Annotated in this window: 14 protein-coding genes and 1 pseudogene; 10 read left to right on the top strand and 5 right to left on the bottom strand. The window is 73.1% G+C overall.

Going from position 1 to position 16,258, the window contains the following annotated elements:
• Positions 1 to 81: 81 nt before the first annotated feature.
• The 7 genes and pseudogenes from ACY0PA_RS31840 (at position 82) to mmuM (ending at position 8,240) form a co-directional block, all read left to right on the top strand.
• Positions 82 to 1,308, top strand: coding sequence for an ROK family transcriptional regulator (locus ACY0PA_RS31840; RefSeq protein ID WP_473080934.1), 1,227 nt, complete (start codon positions 82 to 84; stop codon positions 1,306 to 1,308).
• A gap of 15 nt (positions 1,309 to 1,323) precedes the next feature.
• Positions 1,324 to 4,218: a glycoside hydrolase family 2 TIM barrel-domain containing protein gene (locus ACY0PA_RS31835; protein WP_473080933.1), complete on the top strand. Its 2,895-nt coding sequence runs from the start codon at positions 1,324 to 1,326 to the stop codon at positions 4,216 to 4,218.
• Positions 4,219 to 4,316: 98 nt separating this feature from the next.
• Entirely contained in the window at positions 4,317 to 4,781 is a 465-nt protein-coding gene (locus ACY0PA_RS31830) for a hypothetical protein (protein WP_473080932.1), read from the top strand.
• 311 nt (positions 4,782 to 5,092) lie between these two features.
• Positions 5,093 to 5,452, top strand: a complete 360-nt coding sequence (locus ACY0PA_RS31825) for a hypothetical protein (RefSeq protein WP_473080931.1) — start codon at positions 5,093 to 5,095, stop codon at positions 5,450 to 5,452.
• A gap of 41 nt (positions 5,453 to 5,493) precedes the next feature.
• On the top strand, positions 5,494 to 6,405 hold the full coding sequence (locus ACY0PA_RS31820) for an SAM-dependent methyltransferase (protein WP_473080930.1): 912 nt from the start codon (positions 5,494 to 5,496) through the stop codon (positions 6,403 to 6,405).
• Positions 6,406 to 6,602: 197 nt separating this feature from the next.
• A pseudogene (locus ACY0PA_RS31815) lies at positions 6,603 to 7,037 on the top strand (IS200/IS605 family accessory protein TnpB-related protein); the annotation flags it as partial.
• Positions 7,038 to 7,325: 288 nt separating this feature from the next.
• The gene (mmuM, locus tag ACY0PA_RS31810) at positions 7,326 to 8,240 is read left to right on the top strand and encodes a homocysteine S-methyltransferase (protein WP_473080929.1); all 915 of its coding nucleotides are present in this window, start codon (positions 7,326 to 7,328) and stop codon (positions 8,238 to 8,240) included.
• Here the strand turns inward: mmuM and ACY0PA_RS31805 are convergent.
• Positions 8,234 to 9,136: a LysR family transcriptional regulator gene (locus ACY0PA_RS31805; protein WP_473080928.1), complete on the bottom strand. Its 903-nt coding sequence runs from the start codon at positions 9,134 to 9,136 to the stop codon at positions 8,234 to 8,236. The two genes, mmuM and ACY0PA_RS31805, sit on opposite strands and share 7 nt — an antisense overlap.
• A gap of 87 nt (positions 9,137 to 9,223) precedes the next feature.
• Here ACY0PA_RS31805 and ACY0PA_RS31800 point away from each other — a divergent pair, with 87 nt between their 5' ends.
• The gene (locus ACY0PA_RS31800; RefSeq protein ID WP_473080927.1) at positions 9,224 to 10,051 is read left to right on the top strand and encodes an oxidoreductase; all 828 of its coding nucleotides are present in this window, start codon (positions 9,224 to 9,226) and stop codon (positions 10,049 to 10,051) included.
• A 69-nt stretch (positions 10,052 to 10,120) separates the two neighbouring features.
• Entirely contained in the window at positions 10,121 to 10,534 is a 414-nt protein-coding gene (locus ACY0PA_RS31795; protein ID WP_375982950.1) for a VOC family protein, read from the top strand.
• A gap of 15 nt (positions 10,535 to 10,549) precedes the next feature.
• Here the strand turns inward: ACY0PA_RS31795 and ACY0PA_RS31790 are convergent, their stop codons facing one another.
• Together ACY0PA_RS31790 and ACY0PA_RS31785 are read right to left on the bottom strand one after the other, a co-directional pair.
• Positions 10,550 to 11,734, bottom strand: coding sequence for a M20 family metallopeptidase (locus ACY0PA_RS31790; protein WP_473080926.1), 1,185 nt, complete (start codon positions 11,732 to 11,734; stop codon positions 10,550 to 10,552).
• On the bottom strand, positions 11,731 to 13,122 hold the full coding sequence (locus tag ACY0PA_RS31785; protein ID WP_473080925.1) for an MFS transporter: 1,392 nt from the start codon (positions 13,120 to 13,122) through the stop codon (positions 11,731 to 11,733). The genes ACY0PA_RS31790 and ACY0PA_RS31785 overlap by 4 nt, the downstream gene beginning before the upstream one ends.
• Positions 13,123 to 13,294: 172 nt before the next feature.
• On the opposite strand from ACY0PA_RS31785, the gene ACY0PA_RS31780 reads away from it, so the two are divergent.
• The gene (locus tag ACY0PA_RS31780; RefSeq protein ID WP_473080924.1) at positions 13,295 to 14,311 is read left to right on the top strand and encodes an Lrp/AsnC family transcriptional regulator; all 1,017 of its coding nucleotides are present in this window, start codon (positions 13,295 to 13,297) and stop codon (positions 14,309 to 14,311) included.
• A gap of 12 nt (positions 14,312 to 14,323) precedes the next feature.
• On the opposite strand, the gene ACY0PA_RS31775 is transcribed toward ACY0PA_RS31780, so the two are convergent.
• Positions 14,324 to 15,016, bottom strand: coding sequence for a DUF6597 domain-containing transcriptional factor (locus ACY0PA_RS31775; RefSeq protein WP_473086489.1), 693 nt, complete (start codon positions 15,014 to 15,016; stop codon positions 14,324 to 14,326).
• A gap of 51 nt (positions 15,017 to 15,067) precedes the next feature.
• Positions 15,068 to 16,246 (bottom strand): YihY/virulence factor BrkB family protein, encoded by a 1,179-nt coding sequence (locus ACY0PA_RS31770; protein WP_473080923.1) that lies wholly within the window; start codon positions 16,244 to 16,246, stop codon positions 15,068 to 15,070.
• Positions 16,247 to 16,258: the final 12 nt, after the last annotated feature.

The following is a 16,258-nucleotide window of genomic DNA, read 5'->3' as shown; positions in this document are numbered from 1 at the left end:
GACAACCCCTTTTCAAACCCCTTGTCGAAAGGGGCGGGCGGCCGTAGCGTCAAGGAGGGGGCTAGGAATGGAGGGGACTCGGTGAAGCGCACATCCCGTGACATCAGGACCGCGAACCGGTACGCGGTGCTGCGCCACCTCATCGCCAAGTCCCCCGCATCCCGGGGCGAGTTGGCGGCGGCGACCGGGCTCAGTCAGGCGACGGTCGCCACGCTCGTGGGTGAGCTCACCGCGCTCGGCCTGCTCGTCGAGGTCGGCTTCGAGGAGTCCGCGGGCGGGCGTCCGCGCTCCCTGGTCGCGGTGGACGCGGCGGGCGGCGCCCTCATCGGCGTCGACGTGGCCGAGACGTACGTGCACGCGGAGCTCTTCGATCTCGCCCTGGGCGTCGTGGCGCGCGCAGAGGAGGCGCTGCGGCCCGGCGAGTCCGCCCCGGAGCAGGTCGTCGGCCGGATCGCCGCGGCGGTCGGGGCCGTGGTCGCCGCCGCGGGGCCGCGCCGCCCGCCCCGCGTGCTCGGGGTGGGCGTCACGATGCCGGGGCAGGTCGACCGCGAGCGCGGTGTCGCCGTGCGCGCTGCGAACTGGGGCTGGCGCGACGTGCCCCTGACCGCGCTGCTCGCCGAACGCTTCCCCTACCCGGTCCACCTCGACAACCCGCTGCGGGCGGCCACGCTCGCGGAGCTGTGGTTCGGCGCCGCGCGGGGCCGCGACGACGCCGTGGTGATCAACCTCGGTACGGGCGTCGGCGCGGGCCTCGCGCTCGGTGGCTCCCTGCACCGCGGTGTCACGAACAGCGCCGGCGAGTGGGGTCACACCACGCTCGTCCTGGACGGTCGGCCGTGCCGCTGCGGCGACAGCGGGTGCGTGGAGGCGTACGTGGGCGCGCCCGCCATCATGCGGACGCTGCGTGAACTCGCCCCGCAAAGCGTCCTGTTGACCGACGACGACCAGACCGCGACGATCGGCGCGCTCGGCCGCGCGGCCGCCGACGGCGATCCGGTGGCGCTGCGGGTCGTCCGGGAGACCGCCCGCCATCTCGGCGCCGCCGTCGCGGACCTGGTGAACCTGCTCAACCCCGAAGTGATCGTGCTCAGCAGCTGGGTGGCGGCCGCGCTCGGTACGCCCCTGCTGACCGAAGTGCGCGAGGCCGTCGCACGGCACGCCCTGGGCAGCCCGTTCGCGGCCACCGAAATCGTCCTGTCCCCGATACCGACCGACCCCGTGAGTCTGGGCGCGGCGACCTTCGCACTGGAAGGCGTGCTGTCGTCGCCGGGCCTGACCGGCACCACCCTCACCCCGCACACGACCTGACCGTGAAGGAGAACGATGTCCCTCCCCGAGGTGTCCCTCCCTGAGGAATCCGCACTCCCCTACTACGAGCAGGTGTCCCCCGGGACCGGCGGTGTCGCGCCGCGCTCCTGGTACGCCGCCTCCGACGCCAAGTCCCTGTCTCTCAACGGCCCGTGGCGCTTCCGCCTCGCGGCGACGGCCGACGGCCACGACGAGTCCTTCGCCCGCCCGGGCTACGACGCGTCCGCCTGGGCGGATCTGACGGTGCCGGGGCACTGGGTGCTCCAGGGCAACGGGGCCTACGGGTTGCCCGCGTACACGAACACTGTCTACCCGTTCCCCGTCGACCCGCCGCGCGTCCCGACCGAGAACCCGACCGGCGACCATCTGCGCGTCTTCGACCTGCCGGACGACTGGCCCGCGTCGGGAGCGACCGTGCTGCGCTTCGAGGGGGTCGAGTCGTGTGCGCGGGTCTGGCTGAACGGCGAGGAGCTGGGCGAGTTCAAGGGCTCGCGGCTGCCGCACGAGTTCGCCGTCGAGGGGCTGCTGCGCGCGGAGGGCAACGTCCTGGCCGTACGCGTCCACCAGTGGTCGTCCGGCTCCTATCTGGAGGACCAGGACCAGTGGTGGATGCCCGGCATCTTCCGTGAGGTCACGCTGCTGCACCGGCCCGACGGCGCGGACGCCGACTTCTTCGTGCACACCGCGTACAACCACCTCACCGCACAGGGCACGCTGCGCGTCGAAGCGGGCGCGGGAGGCCGCGTGACCGTGCCCGAACTCGGCGTCGACATCGGGGCCGGGGAGTCGGTGACGCTGCCGGTTCAGCCGTGGACGGCCGAGACGCCGCGCCTGTACGCGGGTGAACTGGCCACGCCGGGCGGGGAGATCATCCCCTTCCGCGCCGGATTCCGTACGGTCGTCGTGGAGGACGGCGTCCTCAAGGTCAACGGCAAGCGGATCCTCTTCCGCGGCGTCAACCGGCACGAGTTCCACCCGGAGCACGGCCGCACCCTGGACGAGGAGACGATGCGCCACGACGTCCTCCTCATGAAGCGGCACAACATCAACGCCGTGCGGACCTCGCACTACCCGCCCCACCCCGCCTTCCTCGACCTGTGCGACGAGCTCGGCCTGTGGGTGATCGACGAGTGCGACCTGGAGACGCACGGCTTCACCCACGAGCGGTGGAACGGCAATCCGGTCGCCGACGAGCGCTGGACCCCGGCGCTCCTCGACCGGGCCGCCCGCATGGTGGAGCGCGACAAGAACCACGCGTCGGTGATCATCTGGTCCCTCGGCAACGAGTGCGGCACGGGCGCGGGCCTGACCGCGATGGCCGGCTGGATCCGCGACCGCGACCCGTCCCGCCCGCTGCACTACGAGGGCGACGCGTCGTGCGCCGACACCGACGTCTACTCGCGGATGTACGCGGACCACGCCGAAGTCGAACGCATCGGACGTCACGAGGACGAGGGACCCGAGTCGCGCCGCGCACTCCCCTTCATCCTGTGCGAGTACGCGCACGCGATGGGCAACGGCCCCGGCGGACTCTCCGAGTACCAGCGCCTCTTCGAGACGTACGACCGGCTCCAGGGCGGGTTCGTCTGGGAGTGGATCGACCACGGCCTCGCGGACGAGCGGTACGGGTACGCGTACGGCGGTGACTTCGGCGAGGAGCTGCATGACGGCAACTTCGTCTGCGATGGTCTCCTCTTCCCCGACCGCACGCCCTCGCCCGGGCTCGTCGAGTACAAGAAGGTGATCGAGCCGGTCCTGATCGAGGGCGACGGGACGGCCGGCACGGTCCGCGTCACGAACCGCCACGACTTCGCGGACCTCGCCGCGCTGGCCTTCACCTGGTCCTACGAGGTGAACGGCGCACCGGTGGAGTCGGGCCCGCTCTCCGTGCCGGCGCTCGCGCCCGGCGAGAGCGCGGACGTCAAGCTGCCCGCCCCGCCGGACGCGGCGCGGGGCGCGGAGACGCAGTGGTCGGTACGGGCGGCGCTGGCCGACGACACCGCGTGGGCCGACCGGGGTCATGTGGTGGCGTGGGCTCAACTCCCCGTATCGGGGCGGCAGTCGGTCGTTCCCGCGAGCGGGGTGTCGCCTGTGCGGGACGCGGACGTCATCACGCTCGGCCCGGCTGCCTTCGACGCACGTACGGGCCAGCTGCACAGCGTCGGACAGGTGCCGGTCACCGGGGTGCGCCTCGACGTGTGGCGGGCGACGACCGACAACGACAACGGCGCCGACTGGCAGGCGGACCGGCGGTTCGGCCCCCTGTGGCGCGCGGCCGGGCTGCACCGCATGCGGCACCGCCTGGCCCAAGTCGCCCTGGAACCCGGCGCCTTGACCGTACGGACGCGAGTGGCACCCGCGGCAGAGCAGTTCGCCCTCGCCACGGAGTACCGCTGGACGGCGGACGACGCGGGCCGCCTGACCCTCACGGTCTCGGTGGCCCCCGAGGGCGACTGGAAGGTGCCGCTCCCCCGCCTGGGCGTCCGCCTCGGCCTCCCGTCGTCCGCGACGCACGCGCGCTGGTTCGGCGGCGGCCCCGGCGAGGCCTATCCGGACACGCGGGCCGCGTCGCGGCTCGGCCGGTGGGAGGCGTCCCTCGACGAGCTCCAGACGCCGTACGTGCGTCCGCAGGAGAACGGTGCGCGGGCGGATGTCCGCCGGGTGGAGATCGGCGGCCTGCGGATCGACGGCGAGCCGGAGTTCTGGTTCACGGCCCGCCGCTGGACGGGCGAACACCTCGACGCGGCCGGGCACCGCACGGACCTGGTGGCCGGGGACACGGTGTGGGTGAACCTGGACCACGCCCAGCACGGCATCGGCTCCCAGTCCTGCGGCCCGGGCCCGCTGCCGCAGTACGTGCACGAGGTGGCCCCGGCCGCGTTCGCCTTCACGTTCTCGACGGCGGGCTGAGCCACGCAGGACACCGGAAGGTCCGGCTCCGCGCTCGGTTCGATCACGTCCGGGACACGAGGGGTCCGCCGGAGCCGGCGGCGCCTCAGCCTGACGGTGTGGAGAGACAGCGCGGTGGCTGCCTGCTCAACGGCTGTGTGACATTGCTCGTCCTGGCCCTGGCGCTGGTGGGGTACGGCTGGTGGCGCCTCGAAACCGCCCCGGGGCGTATCGAGGCCAGGGCCGAGGACGACGTCACGCGGGCCGCCGCCTCGACGCGGACCCAGCTGTCGACGGCGGCCGCCCGGGGCACGCTGTTCGAGACGGAGCTGGACCGCGTGTTCCGCAAGGGCCCGGACAGCGGCTGGGCCGAGGAGCGCGACGGCGGGCACGTCACCGTCACCGCGCTCCTCACCGGCAGTACGGGCGTGTGGATGGGTACCGTGACCGCCCACGGCTGCTACGAGTTCACCGTCAACCCCGGCCGCCGCACCGCCCCCGGCCCGCGAGCGCAGAGTCGCGGACGAGCGGTGCGAGCGGCTGCCCTCGCGCCCCGTCCGCGAACCCGCCGACGTCGCCCGTGACCTGGCCGCCGAGCTGCGCGCGACGTCGAAGGGGACGGCCGGCGACTCCGCGCGCTGGACGATCCTGACGTCGACCCCCGGGGTGCGGCTCCAGGACCGCGCGTACGAGGGCAGCGGGGCGGCGCAGGTCACCGTGGCGCTCGTCTGGCTGAACGGCGGGAGCGGGCCGCAGGGCAGGGACTGCTACGAGTTCCGCGTACGGGGCCCCGCACACCGCCACCTTCAAGTCCCTGAAGCCCGACGGCTGTCACCGGATTCAGCGGGAGCGGGACGCGCAGGCGGAGGCGGCCCGGCGGGACCAGCTCGACGAGGTGGCCGCAAGGATCCGGCGGGCGCTCGCGGGCGCGATAGCGGGGGACGGAAGGCTGACAGACGCCGAAAAGCGGCGGGTGTTCGCGCTCCGGCAGGAGGACGCGGTCACGTCGCGGCAGGTCCTGGCGAACCTGACGCACACGGACCGCTCGGCGGACGGGTCCCGGATCACCCTGACCGCCCGCGTGAACGGGTTGCGCAGCACCCCCTGGTACGAGGGCTGCTACGCGTTCCGGGTCGACCTGCGCGCCGGCTCGGTGACGGCCGGCCCGTACGACGGCCGAGGCCTGTCCCGTACCCGGGAGTTGACGGTACGGGCGGGCCGGAGTCCATCACGAACACGTGCTCGTAGGGGCTAGGTTGTTGTCCCTACGACGACCAGCTACGAGGGATGGCCTTCATGGGCGACAACGCTCCCCAGCACGAATCCGCCGAGCAGCTGCACAAGCGGATCGACAGCTCCAAGGCGCACCCGGCGCGGGTGTACGACGTCTTCCTCGGCGGCAAGGACAACTACGCGGCCGACCGGGACGCGGCGGCCGCCGCCCTCGCGGCGAACCCGCGCGGCTACCTTGACGTACGGCACAACCGCGACTTCATGCGACGCTCGGTGAACTACCTGACGCGCGAGGCGGGCCTGCGCCAGTTCCTCGACATCGGCACGGGCCTGCCGACGCAGGAGAACGTGCACCAGGTCGCCCAGCGCATCGCCCCCGAGGCGCGGATCGTCTACGTGGACAACGACCCCGTCGTCCTCGCGCACGCCCGCGCCCTCCTGACCAGCGGCCCCCAGGGCGCGACGGCCTACATCGACGCGGACCTGCGCGACCCGGCGAAGATCCTCCAGGACGCCGCGAACACCATCGACCTGGACGCGCCGATCGCGCTCGGTCTCGTGGCGATCCTGCACTTCATCGAGGACGCGGAGGCGTACGACATCGTGCGCGCGCTGGTGGACGCGCTGCCGGTGGGCAGTGCGCTCTTCCTGAGCCACCTCACCTCCGACCTGAACGCCGAGAAGATCGCCAAGGTGGCCGAGACGTACCACGAGCGCGGCTTCACGTTCGTGCTCCGCTCGGCGGACGAAGTGCGCCGGTTCTTCACGGAGAACGGCCTGGAGATCGTCGAGCCGGGCATCGTGCCCGCCCATCACTGGCGGCCCGGCCACGTCGCCGACCACGACGGGGGCGCCGGCCACGACGAGGAGTACGTGGCGAGCCTCGACCCGATCGAGCAGACGATGTACCGCGACATCAACGACGTCACCGACGACGACATCAACGTGTACGCGGCGGTGGCCTTCAAGCGCTGATCCGGTTCTCCAACGGGGCAGCGGTTGCTGTTCGTTGACTACGTGTGAGCGTGTTGGGGCATGCGCGAAAGTCCTCAGCTGCCGCCCGTAGGAGGACCGGAAGGGAACAGCAGTTCTCGCATCGAATGCGTGACCTCTGGGGAGTGGCGGCCGTTGGGTGCTGTGACGGCATCTTCAATGCAGGTGGGGGTGATGAGGTGGGCGGGCTGCGGGAGTTGGCGGCGACGTTCGTGGTGCCGGGACCGTCGGGTGTGGCGATCCGTGACCGGCTCAAGGGCCTCACCACCGGGGACGAGGAGGTGCTGCGGCTGGTCGGCGACCACCTCGGGTCGCTCGCGTCCCGGGATCTGAGGGCCCGATGTGCGGCCGGCCTGGACCACGACGCCGGGCGGTGGGCCGAGCGTAAACGGACGTTGACCGACCAGTCCTCGTCGCGGTGGGCGGGTTCACTCACGAAGGCCACCCGTGATCAGCGGGCACTGGCCCGGCGTGGCCAGGCCGCGCACCTCCACAGCCTGGAAACCGGGATCCAGACGGTCCGGCACCGGTTGTCGCTCCCGGTCTGGGCGAAAGGCTCCAAGCGGGACGCGGGCGGCTACCGCAGTGCGCGCGAGTGGGTTTGCCAAGTGCGATCGGAAGACGCGCCCTGGGGCGCCCGATCCGGCGACGGACGACACCGCCCCGTACCCACCAGAGTGATGGGTACGGGCATCGGACCGTCCAGGCCGGAACGGAAACCCCGGGGCGTGAGGGACCTCGCCCCCGCATTCCCGGACCACGCACCAGATGTGTGCCGCCCGGACGCGGAGCGAACGCGGGGAACCAGAACCCCCAACACCGTTCGGGGCGTTCGGCTGAGCACGAGACCTGGCGACAGGACTCACTCCCGCTCAGTCCCTAGGAACGGTTAGCGTCGTCGTATGAAGTCGCCCCCTCTTGCCGAAGCCCTCGCCGCGGGGCCGGTCGTCCTGGACGGCGGGCTCTCCAACCAGCTGGAGTCCGCCGGGTACGACCTGAGCGACGAACTGTGGTCGGCGCGGCTGCTCGCCGAGCGGCCCGAGGCGATCGTGGCCGCGCACCTCGCGTACTACGAGGCGGGGGCCTCGGTGGCGATCACGGCGAGCTATCAGGCGACGTTCGAGGGGTTCGCGCGGCGCGGGGTCTCCCGCGAGCGGGCCGCCGAACTGCTCGCCCTGAGCGTCAGGTTGGCGCGCGAGGCCGCCCGGCGCGCGGAGGCGAAGGGGGTGCCGGGTCCGCTGTGGGTGGCCGCGTCGGCGGGCCCGTACGGGGCGATGCTGGCCGACGGTTCGGAGTACCGAGGCCGCTACGGCCTGACGGTGGCCGAGCTGGAGGCCTTCCACCGGACCCGGCTCGACGCCCTCGCCGCGGCCGGGCCGGACATGCTCGCCCTGGAGACCGTGCCGGACACCGACGAGGCGCGGGCGCTGCTGCGGGCCGTGCGGGGGCTCGGTGTCCCGGCGTGGCTGTCGTACAGCGTCGCCGGTGACCGCACCCGCGCCGGGCAGCCCCTGGAGGAGGCGTTCGCGCTCGCCGCCGACGCGGACGAGATCGTCGCGGTGGGCGTCAACTGCTGCGCCCCCGAGGACGTCGAACCCGCGGTGGCGCTGGCCGCGCGCGTCACGGGGAAGCCGGTGGTGGCCTATCCGAACAGCGGCGAGTCCTGGGACGCGGAGGCGCGCGGCTGGCGGGGCGCGGCCACGTTCACCGCGGACCTGGTGGCCGGTTGGGAGCGGGCGGGGGCGCGGCTGATCGGGGGCTGCTGCCGGGTGGGCCCGGACCGGATCGCCGCGCTCGCTGCGGCCGTACGTCACTGAGCGCGGGTGGCCTCGCGGGCGGCCCGCGCGTAGTCCCGTACGAGCGGCCGCCGGTCGCCGTCGCGCCAGGCGAGCGCCAGCCGGGAGGGCGAGACGCCGCGCACGGGGCGGGTCACGACGCCGTCGAGCGCGATGAGCGGCGCGTTGCCCGCCGCGACCAGGCACACCCCGAGCCCGCCCACGAGCGCCTCATACGTCTCGTCGGTACCGGCGATCTCGGCGCCGACGCGTGGCCGCGTGCCGTCGCGGGCATCCGTGGCGAGCCAGTGGTCCCGCAGCGCTCCGGCGCTCCGCGGCAGCGCGAGGAAGGGTTCGTCCGCGAGGTCCGCGAAGTCGATCTCGTCCAGGGCCGCGAGGCGGTGGGTCTCCGGGAGGGCGACATGCCGGGGCTCCTCGGCGACGACGACCCACCGGTAGCGGTCGGCGTCCGGGAGCGGCAGCCACACGAACGCAACGTCGGAGGTGCCGTCCGCGAGCCCCGCGGTCGCGTCGTCCCAGCCGAACTGGCGCAGCCGGATCCTGGCGTCGGGGTGGGCCTCGGTGAAGCGTGACCGGACCGCGGGGAGCAGTCCGCCGCGGCCGGGGCTCGTGCTCATTCCGACGTCCAGCGTGGCCAGTTGCTCGGCTTTGGCGCGCTCCACCGCCTCGGCGCCGGTCTCCCACGCGGTGAGAACGGCGCGCGCGTGCGGCAGGAGCGCGGCGCCGGCGGGGGTGAGCCGCACGCCGTGGCGGTCCCGGTCGAACAGCTCGGTGCCGAGCTGCCCCTCCAGCATCCGGATCTGCTTGCTCAGCGCGGGCTGCGAGACGTAGAGCCGCTCGGCCGCGCGGGTGAAGTGCAGCTCCTCGGCGACCGCCACGAAGTAGCGCAGATCTCTGCCGTGTACGTCCATAACCATCAGTTATCACGCCAGGTCTTGGACGGGCCACCGGTACCGGCGACAAAGTTGATCCGACAGGATCACATCTTTCAAAGGAAGTTCGAGATGGCGAAGGTCTGGCTGGTCACCGGTGCGAACAGCGGCTTCGGGCGGGCGATCACCGAGGCGGCCGTCGCCGCCGGCGATGTCGTCGTGGCCACCGCGCGCAACACGTCGGCCCTGGCCGACCTGGTCGCGGCCCACCCCGACCAGGTCGAGGCGCTCACCCTGGACGTGACGGACACGGCCGGTATCGGGGCCGCGGTGGCGGACGTCGTCGCGCGGCACGGCCGGATCGACGTCCTGGTCAACAACGCGGGCCGCAGTCATGTCGGGGCCGCCGAGGAGACCACGGACGCGGAGCTGCGCGGCCTGTTCGACGTGCACTTCTTCGGGCCTGCGGCGCTGGTCCGCGCGGTCCTGCCGCACATGCGGGCGCGGCGCTCGGGGGCGATCGTGCAGATGAGCAGCATGGGCGGGCAGATGTCGTTCGCCGGGTTCTCCGCGTACAGCGGTACGAAGTTCGCGCTCGAGGGCTTCTCGGAGGCACTCGCGGCCGAGGTGGGGCCGCTCGGCATCAAGGTCCTCGTCGTGGAGCCGGGCGCGTTCCGCACGAGCCTGTTCGGCAACACGACCGTCAGCGCGGAGCTCGACGACTACGCGGGCACGGTCGGCCCGACGCGGCGGATGGTCAGCGGCAGCGACGGCGACCAGCCCGGCGACCCGGCGAAGGCCGCCGCCTCGATCATCACCGCGCTCGGGGCGGACCTGACGCCGCTGCGGCTGCCGCTCGGCGACGACGCCGTGGACGCGGTCGTGGGTCACCTCGACGGGGTGCGCGCCGAGATCGGCGCCTGGGAGAAGGTGGCGCGGGACACCGCGTTCAGCGACTGAACGGGGCGCGGCAGGGCAGTGTCCGATTCCTTCAAGACCGGCGCCGGGGCAGGTGCCTACGGTGGGGCCATGACCGAGATCACCGCACGACTGGACGCCGTCGGCGTCGTCGTCTCCGACATGGCCGCCGCCGTCACGTTCTACCGCCGCCTCGGCCTCGCGTTCCCCGAAGGGGCCGAGGAGCAGCCGCACGCGGAGGCCGTCCTGCCCGGCGGCCTGCGCGTCCTGCTCGACACCGAGGAGACCGTGAAGTCGTTCCACCCGTCCTGGCGGGCGCCCGCCCGTGGCGCCTCCCGGCACGGGCTGGCCTTCGACTGCGGCGACGCGTCCGGGGTGGACGCCGTCTACGAGGAGCTGCTGGCCGCCGGGTACGACGGTGAGCTCAAGCCGTGGGACGCGTTCTGGGGCCAGCGGTACGCCGTGGTCCTCGACCCGGACGGGAACGGGGTCGACCTGTTCGCACCGCTGGCCACCACCTCTTGAGAAGCGTCCGCCCGGCTAGGACGCGTTCGCCCGGCGCTTGCGCACCCCGTCGAGCAGCCGGGCGCGCTGTTCCCCGGACGTCGCGAGGTCGACGCCGACGAGGGCGAGGGCCGTCGCCCCGTCGAGCACCGCGAGGTCGGCGCCCGGGGTCTTGCCGTGGGCTGTGAACTCGGGGGTGTGCTGCTTGGCGCCGCCCGTGTCGTAGCCGACCGTGGGGTGGATCGTGGGAATGCGCTGCGAGACGTTGCCCATGTCGGTCGACGCCATCGTCTCGCCGTGCAGCGAGGTGACCTTACGGCCCAGCTCGCCGGCGGCCCTCGCGTAGGACCGGGTCATCTCCTCGTCCTGGCGCAGATCGGCGAAGTCCCTCCCGTGCGCGCTCACTTCGAGCTCGGCGCCGGTGGCGAGCGCGCCCGCCTCGAAGCACGCCCTGACCCGTTGCCAGGCCTCGGCGAGCTGCTCCACGGTGCGCGCCCTGACCTCGTAGCGGGCTGCGGTGCGGGCGGGGATGACGTTCACGGCCTGGCCGCCGTCGGTGATGATGCCGTGCACGACGACGCCGGGCGGCAGCTGCTGGCGCAGGAGGCCGACCGCGGTCTGGGCGACGGTCATGGCGTCGAGCGCGTTGACGCCCTCCCAGGGGGCGAGCGCGGCGTGCGAGGGCCGGCCCCGATAGGCGAGGTCCCAGGCGCCGATGGCCAGCGAGGAGGCGCCCACGGTGTCGTCGGGGGCGGCGTGCACCATCATCGCGGCGGCGACGTCGTCGAAGATCCCGGCGTCCATGAGCAGCACCTTGCCGCCGATGTCCTCCTCGGCGGGCGTGCCGATCAGCTTGACCGTGACGCCGAGTTCGTCGGCGGCGGCGGCGAGGCCGAGCGCGGCACCGACGGACGCGGCGCCGTTCACGTTGTGCCCGCAGGCGTGGCCGATGCCGGGCAGGGCGTCGTACTCGGCGCAGAACGCGATCACGAGGTCGCCGGTGCCGTAGGTGGCGAGCACCGCGGTGGGAAGGTCGCCGGCGCCGCGGGTGACGGTGAATCCGGCGCTCTCCATGAGGTCGGCGATCCGGGCCGCGGCGCGGTGCTCCTGGAGGGCGGTCTCGGGGTCGTCGTGCAGGGCGTGGCTGAGGGCGACGACCGGCTCGCGCCAGTTCCGTACAGCGCCGGTCACGGTCTTGCACGCGGTCGGGGTGTCGGTCATGCGAGGTCTCCGGTCGGGGCGAGGTGCGGTACGGGGGTGACGGCGTCGGCGCGGGGGGCGCGGTAGCGCAGGGCGAGGGCCGTGCCGACGACGGCGGCGCAGGCGCACGCGCCCCAGCCCCACAGGTAGCCGGACTCCGCGATGCGCGTGGTGCCACGCACGGCGTGGGCGGTGAAGAAGCCGCCGATCACGGCGGCGCCGATGGCCGCGCCCAGCGAGAGGGCGAGTTCGTTGAGGCCGACGGCGAGCGCGGTCTCGTGCTCCTCGACGACCTCCGCCGAGAGGGTCCGCGTGATCGACTCGAAGAGCCCGGTAGCCAGGCCCACGACGAGGGCGGAGGTCACGTACTGGGCGAGGCTGCCGTGGAAGAGGGCCATGCCGACGAAGCCGAGCGCGACGAGGACGCCGCCCGTGGCGAGCACGGCGCGGTCGCCGATGCGCCGGGCGAGGCGCGGGGTCAGCGTGGATCCGGCGAATCCGGCCACGACCATGGCGAGCGAGATCGTGGCGATGGCCTGCGGGCCCATGTCCATGCCGTAGCCGTTCTCGGACCGCGAGGAGCCGAGGAAGAGGGCGTTGGCGCCGAGGAAGCCGATCGTGCCGAACGCGGCGCAGAACGTGTAGCCGCTGACCACCGCGAGCCGCGGGTTGGCCAGCATACGGACGCTGACCAGCGGGTTCTCGGACCGGCGCTCGACGGCCACCCAGGCCGTGAGGACGGCGACGGCCACGACGGCGAGCCCGATCGTGCGCGCCGAGCCCCAGCCCCACGTGCTGCCCTGCGCGAGGACGAGGACGAGCGCGACGAGGCCCGCGGTGAGCAGCGCCGCCGCGCCGTAGTGGAAGCGCCCGCCGCGCGGGATGTCACTGTCCGGCAGTACCAGACCGGCGACGACGGCGAGCACGGCGACGGGGACCGCGGTCCACAGACCCGCCTGCGCGTGTCCCTCGCTGAGCGCGCCGGCCACGAGCCCGCCGACGCCGATCGAGATGAGCAGGACGCCCACGAGGAGGGAGATCCCGGTGCGGTTCTGCTCGGGGGCGCGGGAGCGGAGGATGCCCACGAGGAGCGGGAAGAAGCCGACGAGGGCGCCCTGGAGGGTGACGCCGACGGCGAGGGTCACGGCGGACGGCCACGCGGCGATCAGGAGCGAGCCGCCCGCCACCATCGCGAGCGCCACCCGCAGCAGCCTGCGGTGTCCGTACAGGTCACCGAGCCGGGACAGCAGCGGCGTCAGCACGGCACAGGCGAGCTGGAAGAGCAGGTAGATGTTGTTCTGCCCGACGGTGCCGATGTGCAGACTCCGGCCGACCTCGGGGAGGAGCGGGGTGAGATAGCCCTGGACGATGCCGCTGAACAGGACGACGACGGCCATCGTCGCGACCATGGCCGGACCGGAGCTGACCGCTCTCGGCCCGCGTCCCGTTCCCGTTATGTGCGTGGACACAGCTTCACCTCTGGGTCTTCTGGTGGCCGGAACCGAATGTGGTCGCTACTGTGCGGGCCGAGGCACGGGCGGCCCCGAATATTCATGGATTCGTACGTACGGAGTGCTTGTGATGCGAGAAACGGTCACCGCCAGCGAGCTCGACCTCGCTCTGGTGAACGCCCTCCAGCTGCGGCCCCGGGCGTCCTGGTCGGAGCTCTCCCCGCTGCTCGGCGTGACGGCGGGCACGCTGGCGCGGCGGTGGGACCGGCTGACGCGGGCGGGGCTCGCCTGGGTGTACGCGGCGCCGGGCCGTGAGTTCACCCGCAACCGCTGCACGGCGTTCGTGCTGCTGCGCTGCCAACCTCAGGAGCGGTCGCGGCTGCTGGCGGAGCTGAGCGCGCTCCCGGAGGCAGCGACGATCGAGGTGACCGCGCCGGGCAGCTCCGACCTGCTGCTCGACGTGCTCGCCCCCGACCTGCCCTCGCTCAGCCGCTTCCTCACGCAGGAGCTGGAACAGCTGCCGGGGATCGTGTCGGTCAGCGCGCTGCTCGCCACGTCGCTCTACGTCGAGGGCAGCCGCTGGCGGCTGCGTTCCCTCGACCCCTCGCAGCTCACGGCGCTGGGCAGTGCGACGGCGGCGCAGGAGCCGGCGCGCGGGCTCGAACTCGACCCCGTGGACCGGGCCCTGCTCGGCGAACTCGTGCGCGACGGGCGCCTGGGCCTCGCCGAACTCGCCGAGCGCACCGACACCAGCCCGCCCACCGTGCGCCGCAGGCTGCGCCGTCTCACGGACTCGGCGGTCCTGACGTTCCGCTGCGACATCGCGTCCGCGCTCGCCGGGCATCCGGTCCCGGTGTCGCTGCTCGGCCGGGTCCCCGCGCGGGACATCGGCACCGTCCACCGCACGCTCGCCGCGCTTCCGGAGTGCCGGCTGGTCGCGGCCGTCACGGGTCCCTCGAACATCTTCGCCACGCTGTGGGTGCACGACCTGGGGGACATCCAGCGCCGCGAGACCGCGCTCTGCGCCCGGCTGCCCACGCTCACGGTGACGGACCGCATCGTCGGCCTGCACACGGTCAAGCGCATGGGGCATCTGCTCGACGAGGAGGGGCGCCGGGTCGGGGTCGAGCCGATCTCGCCCTGGTAGGCGGGGGCTGCGTCAGACGAGGCGGGTCAGCGGGACGCCCGCCAACTCCCGTACGTCGCGCGCCAGATGGGCCTGGTCGGCATAGCCCGCCCGCGCGGCCGTATCGGCGAGCGGCACTCCCCCGCGGGCCAGCGCCAGGGCGCGTTGCAGGCGCAGGACACGGGCCAGGGTCTTGGGTCCGTAGCCGAACGCGGCGAGGGAGCGCCGGTGCAGGCTGCGCGCGCCGAGCCCCGCTCTGTCGGCGGTCTCGGCGACGGTGCGGCCCGCGCCGAGCGACGTCACGATGTGCGCGAGGACGGGGTCGGGCGGCGCGGCTCCCCGTTCGAGAGCGACGGCTTCGAGGGCGGCGGCCGGATCCTGTGCCGCGTCGACGCGTTCGGTCAGGCGCCGCACCTGGTCCGACGGCCACAGGTCGGCGAGGTCGACGCGCCGGTCGCGCAGTTCGTGGGCCGGGACGCCGAGGACGGCGGGGGCGGTGCCGGGGAAGAAGCGGATGCCCGCGATCCGGGTGGCGCCGCTCATGCCGGACCGGTAGGCGTGCGTGTCCGGTCCGGCGACGAAGAGGCGTCCCTCGGTCCACAGCAGGTCCATGCAGCCGTCGGGCAGGACGTCCGGCGCGGGGCGGGGACCGTCGTCTTCGGGGGTGACGGTACGGGTCCACAGGACCGCGCCCGCCACGCCCGGCGCCGCCCTCTCCCGGTACACGTCAGCCATGCCTTCGAGGCTACGCCGGGCCCGCGGGCACGCGGCGGCCGGTCAGTTGTGGTCGCGGTGGTCGTGGCCGTGGTGGTCGTGATCTTCGTGCGGGTGGTCGCCGTTCTTGCGCACGTGCGAGCGCAGGCGGGACGACACGTCGTCCGGGGGCAGGAACTTCGACCAGCGCTCGGGGAACTCGGACGGCATGTCCGGGTCGTCCGCGTCGTCGATGCCGCCGTGCGCCTCGCGGGCGGCGGAGCGGGCGACGTACTCCGCGGCCTGCTTGGTCCGCCACCGCTCGTTCGCGGCGCGGGCGACCGAGGTCGCGACGGACGGCCAGACCCGGTCGATCGCCGCGTTCACTGCGGCGCCGACGAGCACCGCGAACGCCGATACGCCGATCCACAGGAGTACGGCGACGGGCGCGGCCAGGGACCCGTAGATGGTGGGGCCCTCGATGGTGCTGGTGATGTAGAGGCGGAGCAGGAAGCTGCCCGGTACCCACATCGCGAGGGCCACGAGGGCGCCGGGGACGTCCTCTATCCAGGGCGAACGCACGGGCACGGACACGTGGTAGAGCGTCGTCAGGAAGACCACGGACAGGAGGAGGACGACGGGCCAGTACAGGACCTGGACCACGGTCTCCGACCACGGGACCAGGGCGATCACCGCGTCCGGGCCCGCGATCATCAGCGGCAGCGCGACCGAGCCGACGATCAGCGCGACGAGGAACAGCAGGAAGGCGAGCAGGCGGGTCTTGACGATGCCGCGCACCCCGTCGAGCCCGTACATGACCGTCACCGTGTCGACGAACGTGGACACCGCGCGCGAGCCCGACCACAGCGAGAACAGGAAGCCGATGGAGATGACGTCCGGGCGGCCCTTCATCGCGTCCTCGAGGATCGGCCGGGCGATCTCCTTCACGCCCTCGTCGCTCAGGACGGTTCGCGACGCCTCCAGGATGTTGTCGCGCACACCCGCGATCGTGTCGGCGCCGGTCCAGGTGTCGACGTAGGCGAGCAGCCCGATGAGGGAGAGGAGCAGCGGGGGCACGGACAGGAGGGTGAAGAACGCGGCCTCGGCCGCGAGCCCGAGGATGCGGTACTCCATGCACGAGTTGACGGTGTCCTTGAGCAGCAGCCAGGCGGTCCTGCGCTTCGAGACGTTGCGATAGAGGGCGCGGGCCCGGTGGAGTCGGCCTCTGCGCGGCCGATCTGGTGTTTCTTTTGCCTGGTGCACGTCCTTACCGTA

Source organism: Streptomyces sp. DS1-CR2 (assembly GCF_055760475.1).
The sequence above is the reverse complement of the archived record's forward strand: the minus strand, read 5'-3'. Positions and strand labels throughout refer to the sequence as shown.

Bases quoted from the DNA above. Each gene is read 5' to 3' on its own strand.
- ACY0PA_RS31835 (WP_473080933.1), top strand. From the start codon at position 1,324: ATGTCCCTCCCCGAGGTGTCCCTCCCTGAGGAATCCGCACTCCCCTAC.
- ACY0PA_RS31820 (WP_473080930.1), top strand. From the start codon at position 5,494: ATGGGCGACAACGCTCCCCAGCACGAATCCGCCGAGCAGCTGCACAAG.
- mmuM (WP_473080929.1), top strand. From the start codon at position 7,326: ATGAAGTCGCCCCCTCTTGCCGAAGCCCTCGCCGCGGGGCCGGTCGTC.
- ACY0PA_RS31805 (WP_473080928.1), bottom strand. From the start codon at position 9,136: ATGGTTATGGACGTACACGGCAGAGATCTGCGCTACTTCGTGGCGGTC.
- ACY0PA_RS31800 (WP_473080927.1), top strand. From the start codon at position 9,224: ATGGCGAAGGTCTGGCTGGTCACCGGTGCGAACAGCGGCTTCGGGCGG.
- ACY0PA_RS31795 (WP_375982950.1), top strand. From the start codon at position 10,121: ATGACCGAGATCACCGCACGACTGGACGCCGTCGGCGTCGTCGTCTCC.
- ACY0PA_RS31790 (WP_473080926.1), bottom strand. From the start codon at position 11,734: ATGACCGACACCCCGACCGCGTGCAAGACCGTGACCGGCGCTGTACGG.
- ACY0PA_RS31785 (WP_473080925.1), bottom strand. From the start codon at position 13,122: ATGGTCGCGACGATGGCCGTCGTCGTCCTGTTCAGCGGCATCGTCCAG.
- ACY0PA_RS31780 (WP_473080924.1), top strand. From the start codon at position 13,295: ATGCGAGAAACGGTCACCGCCAGCGAGCTCGACCTCGCTCTGGTGAAC.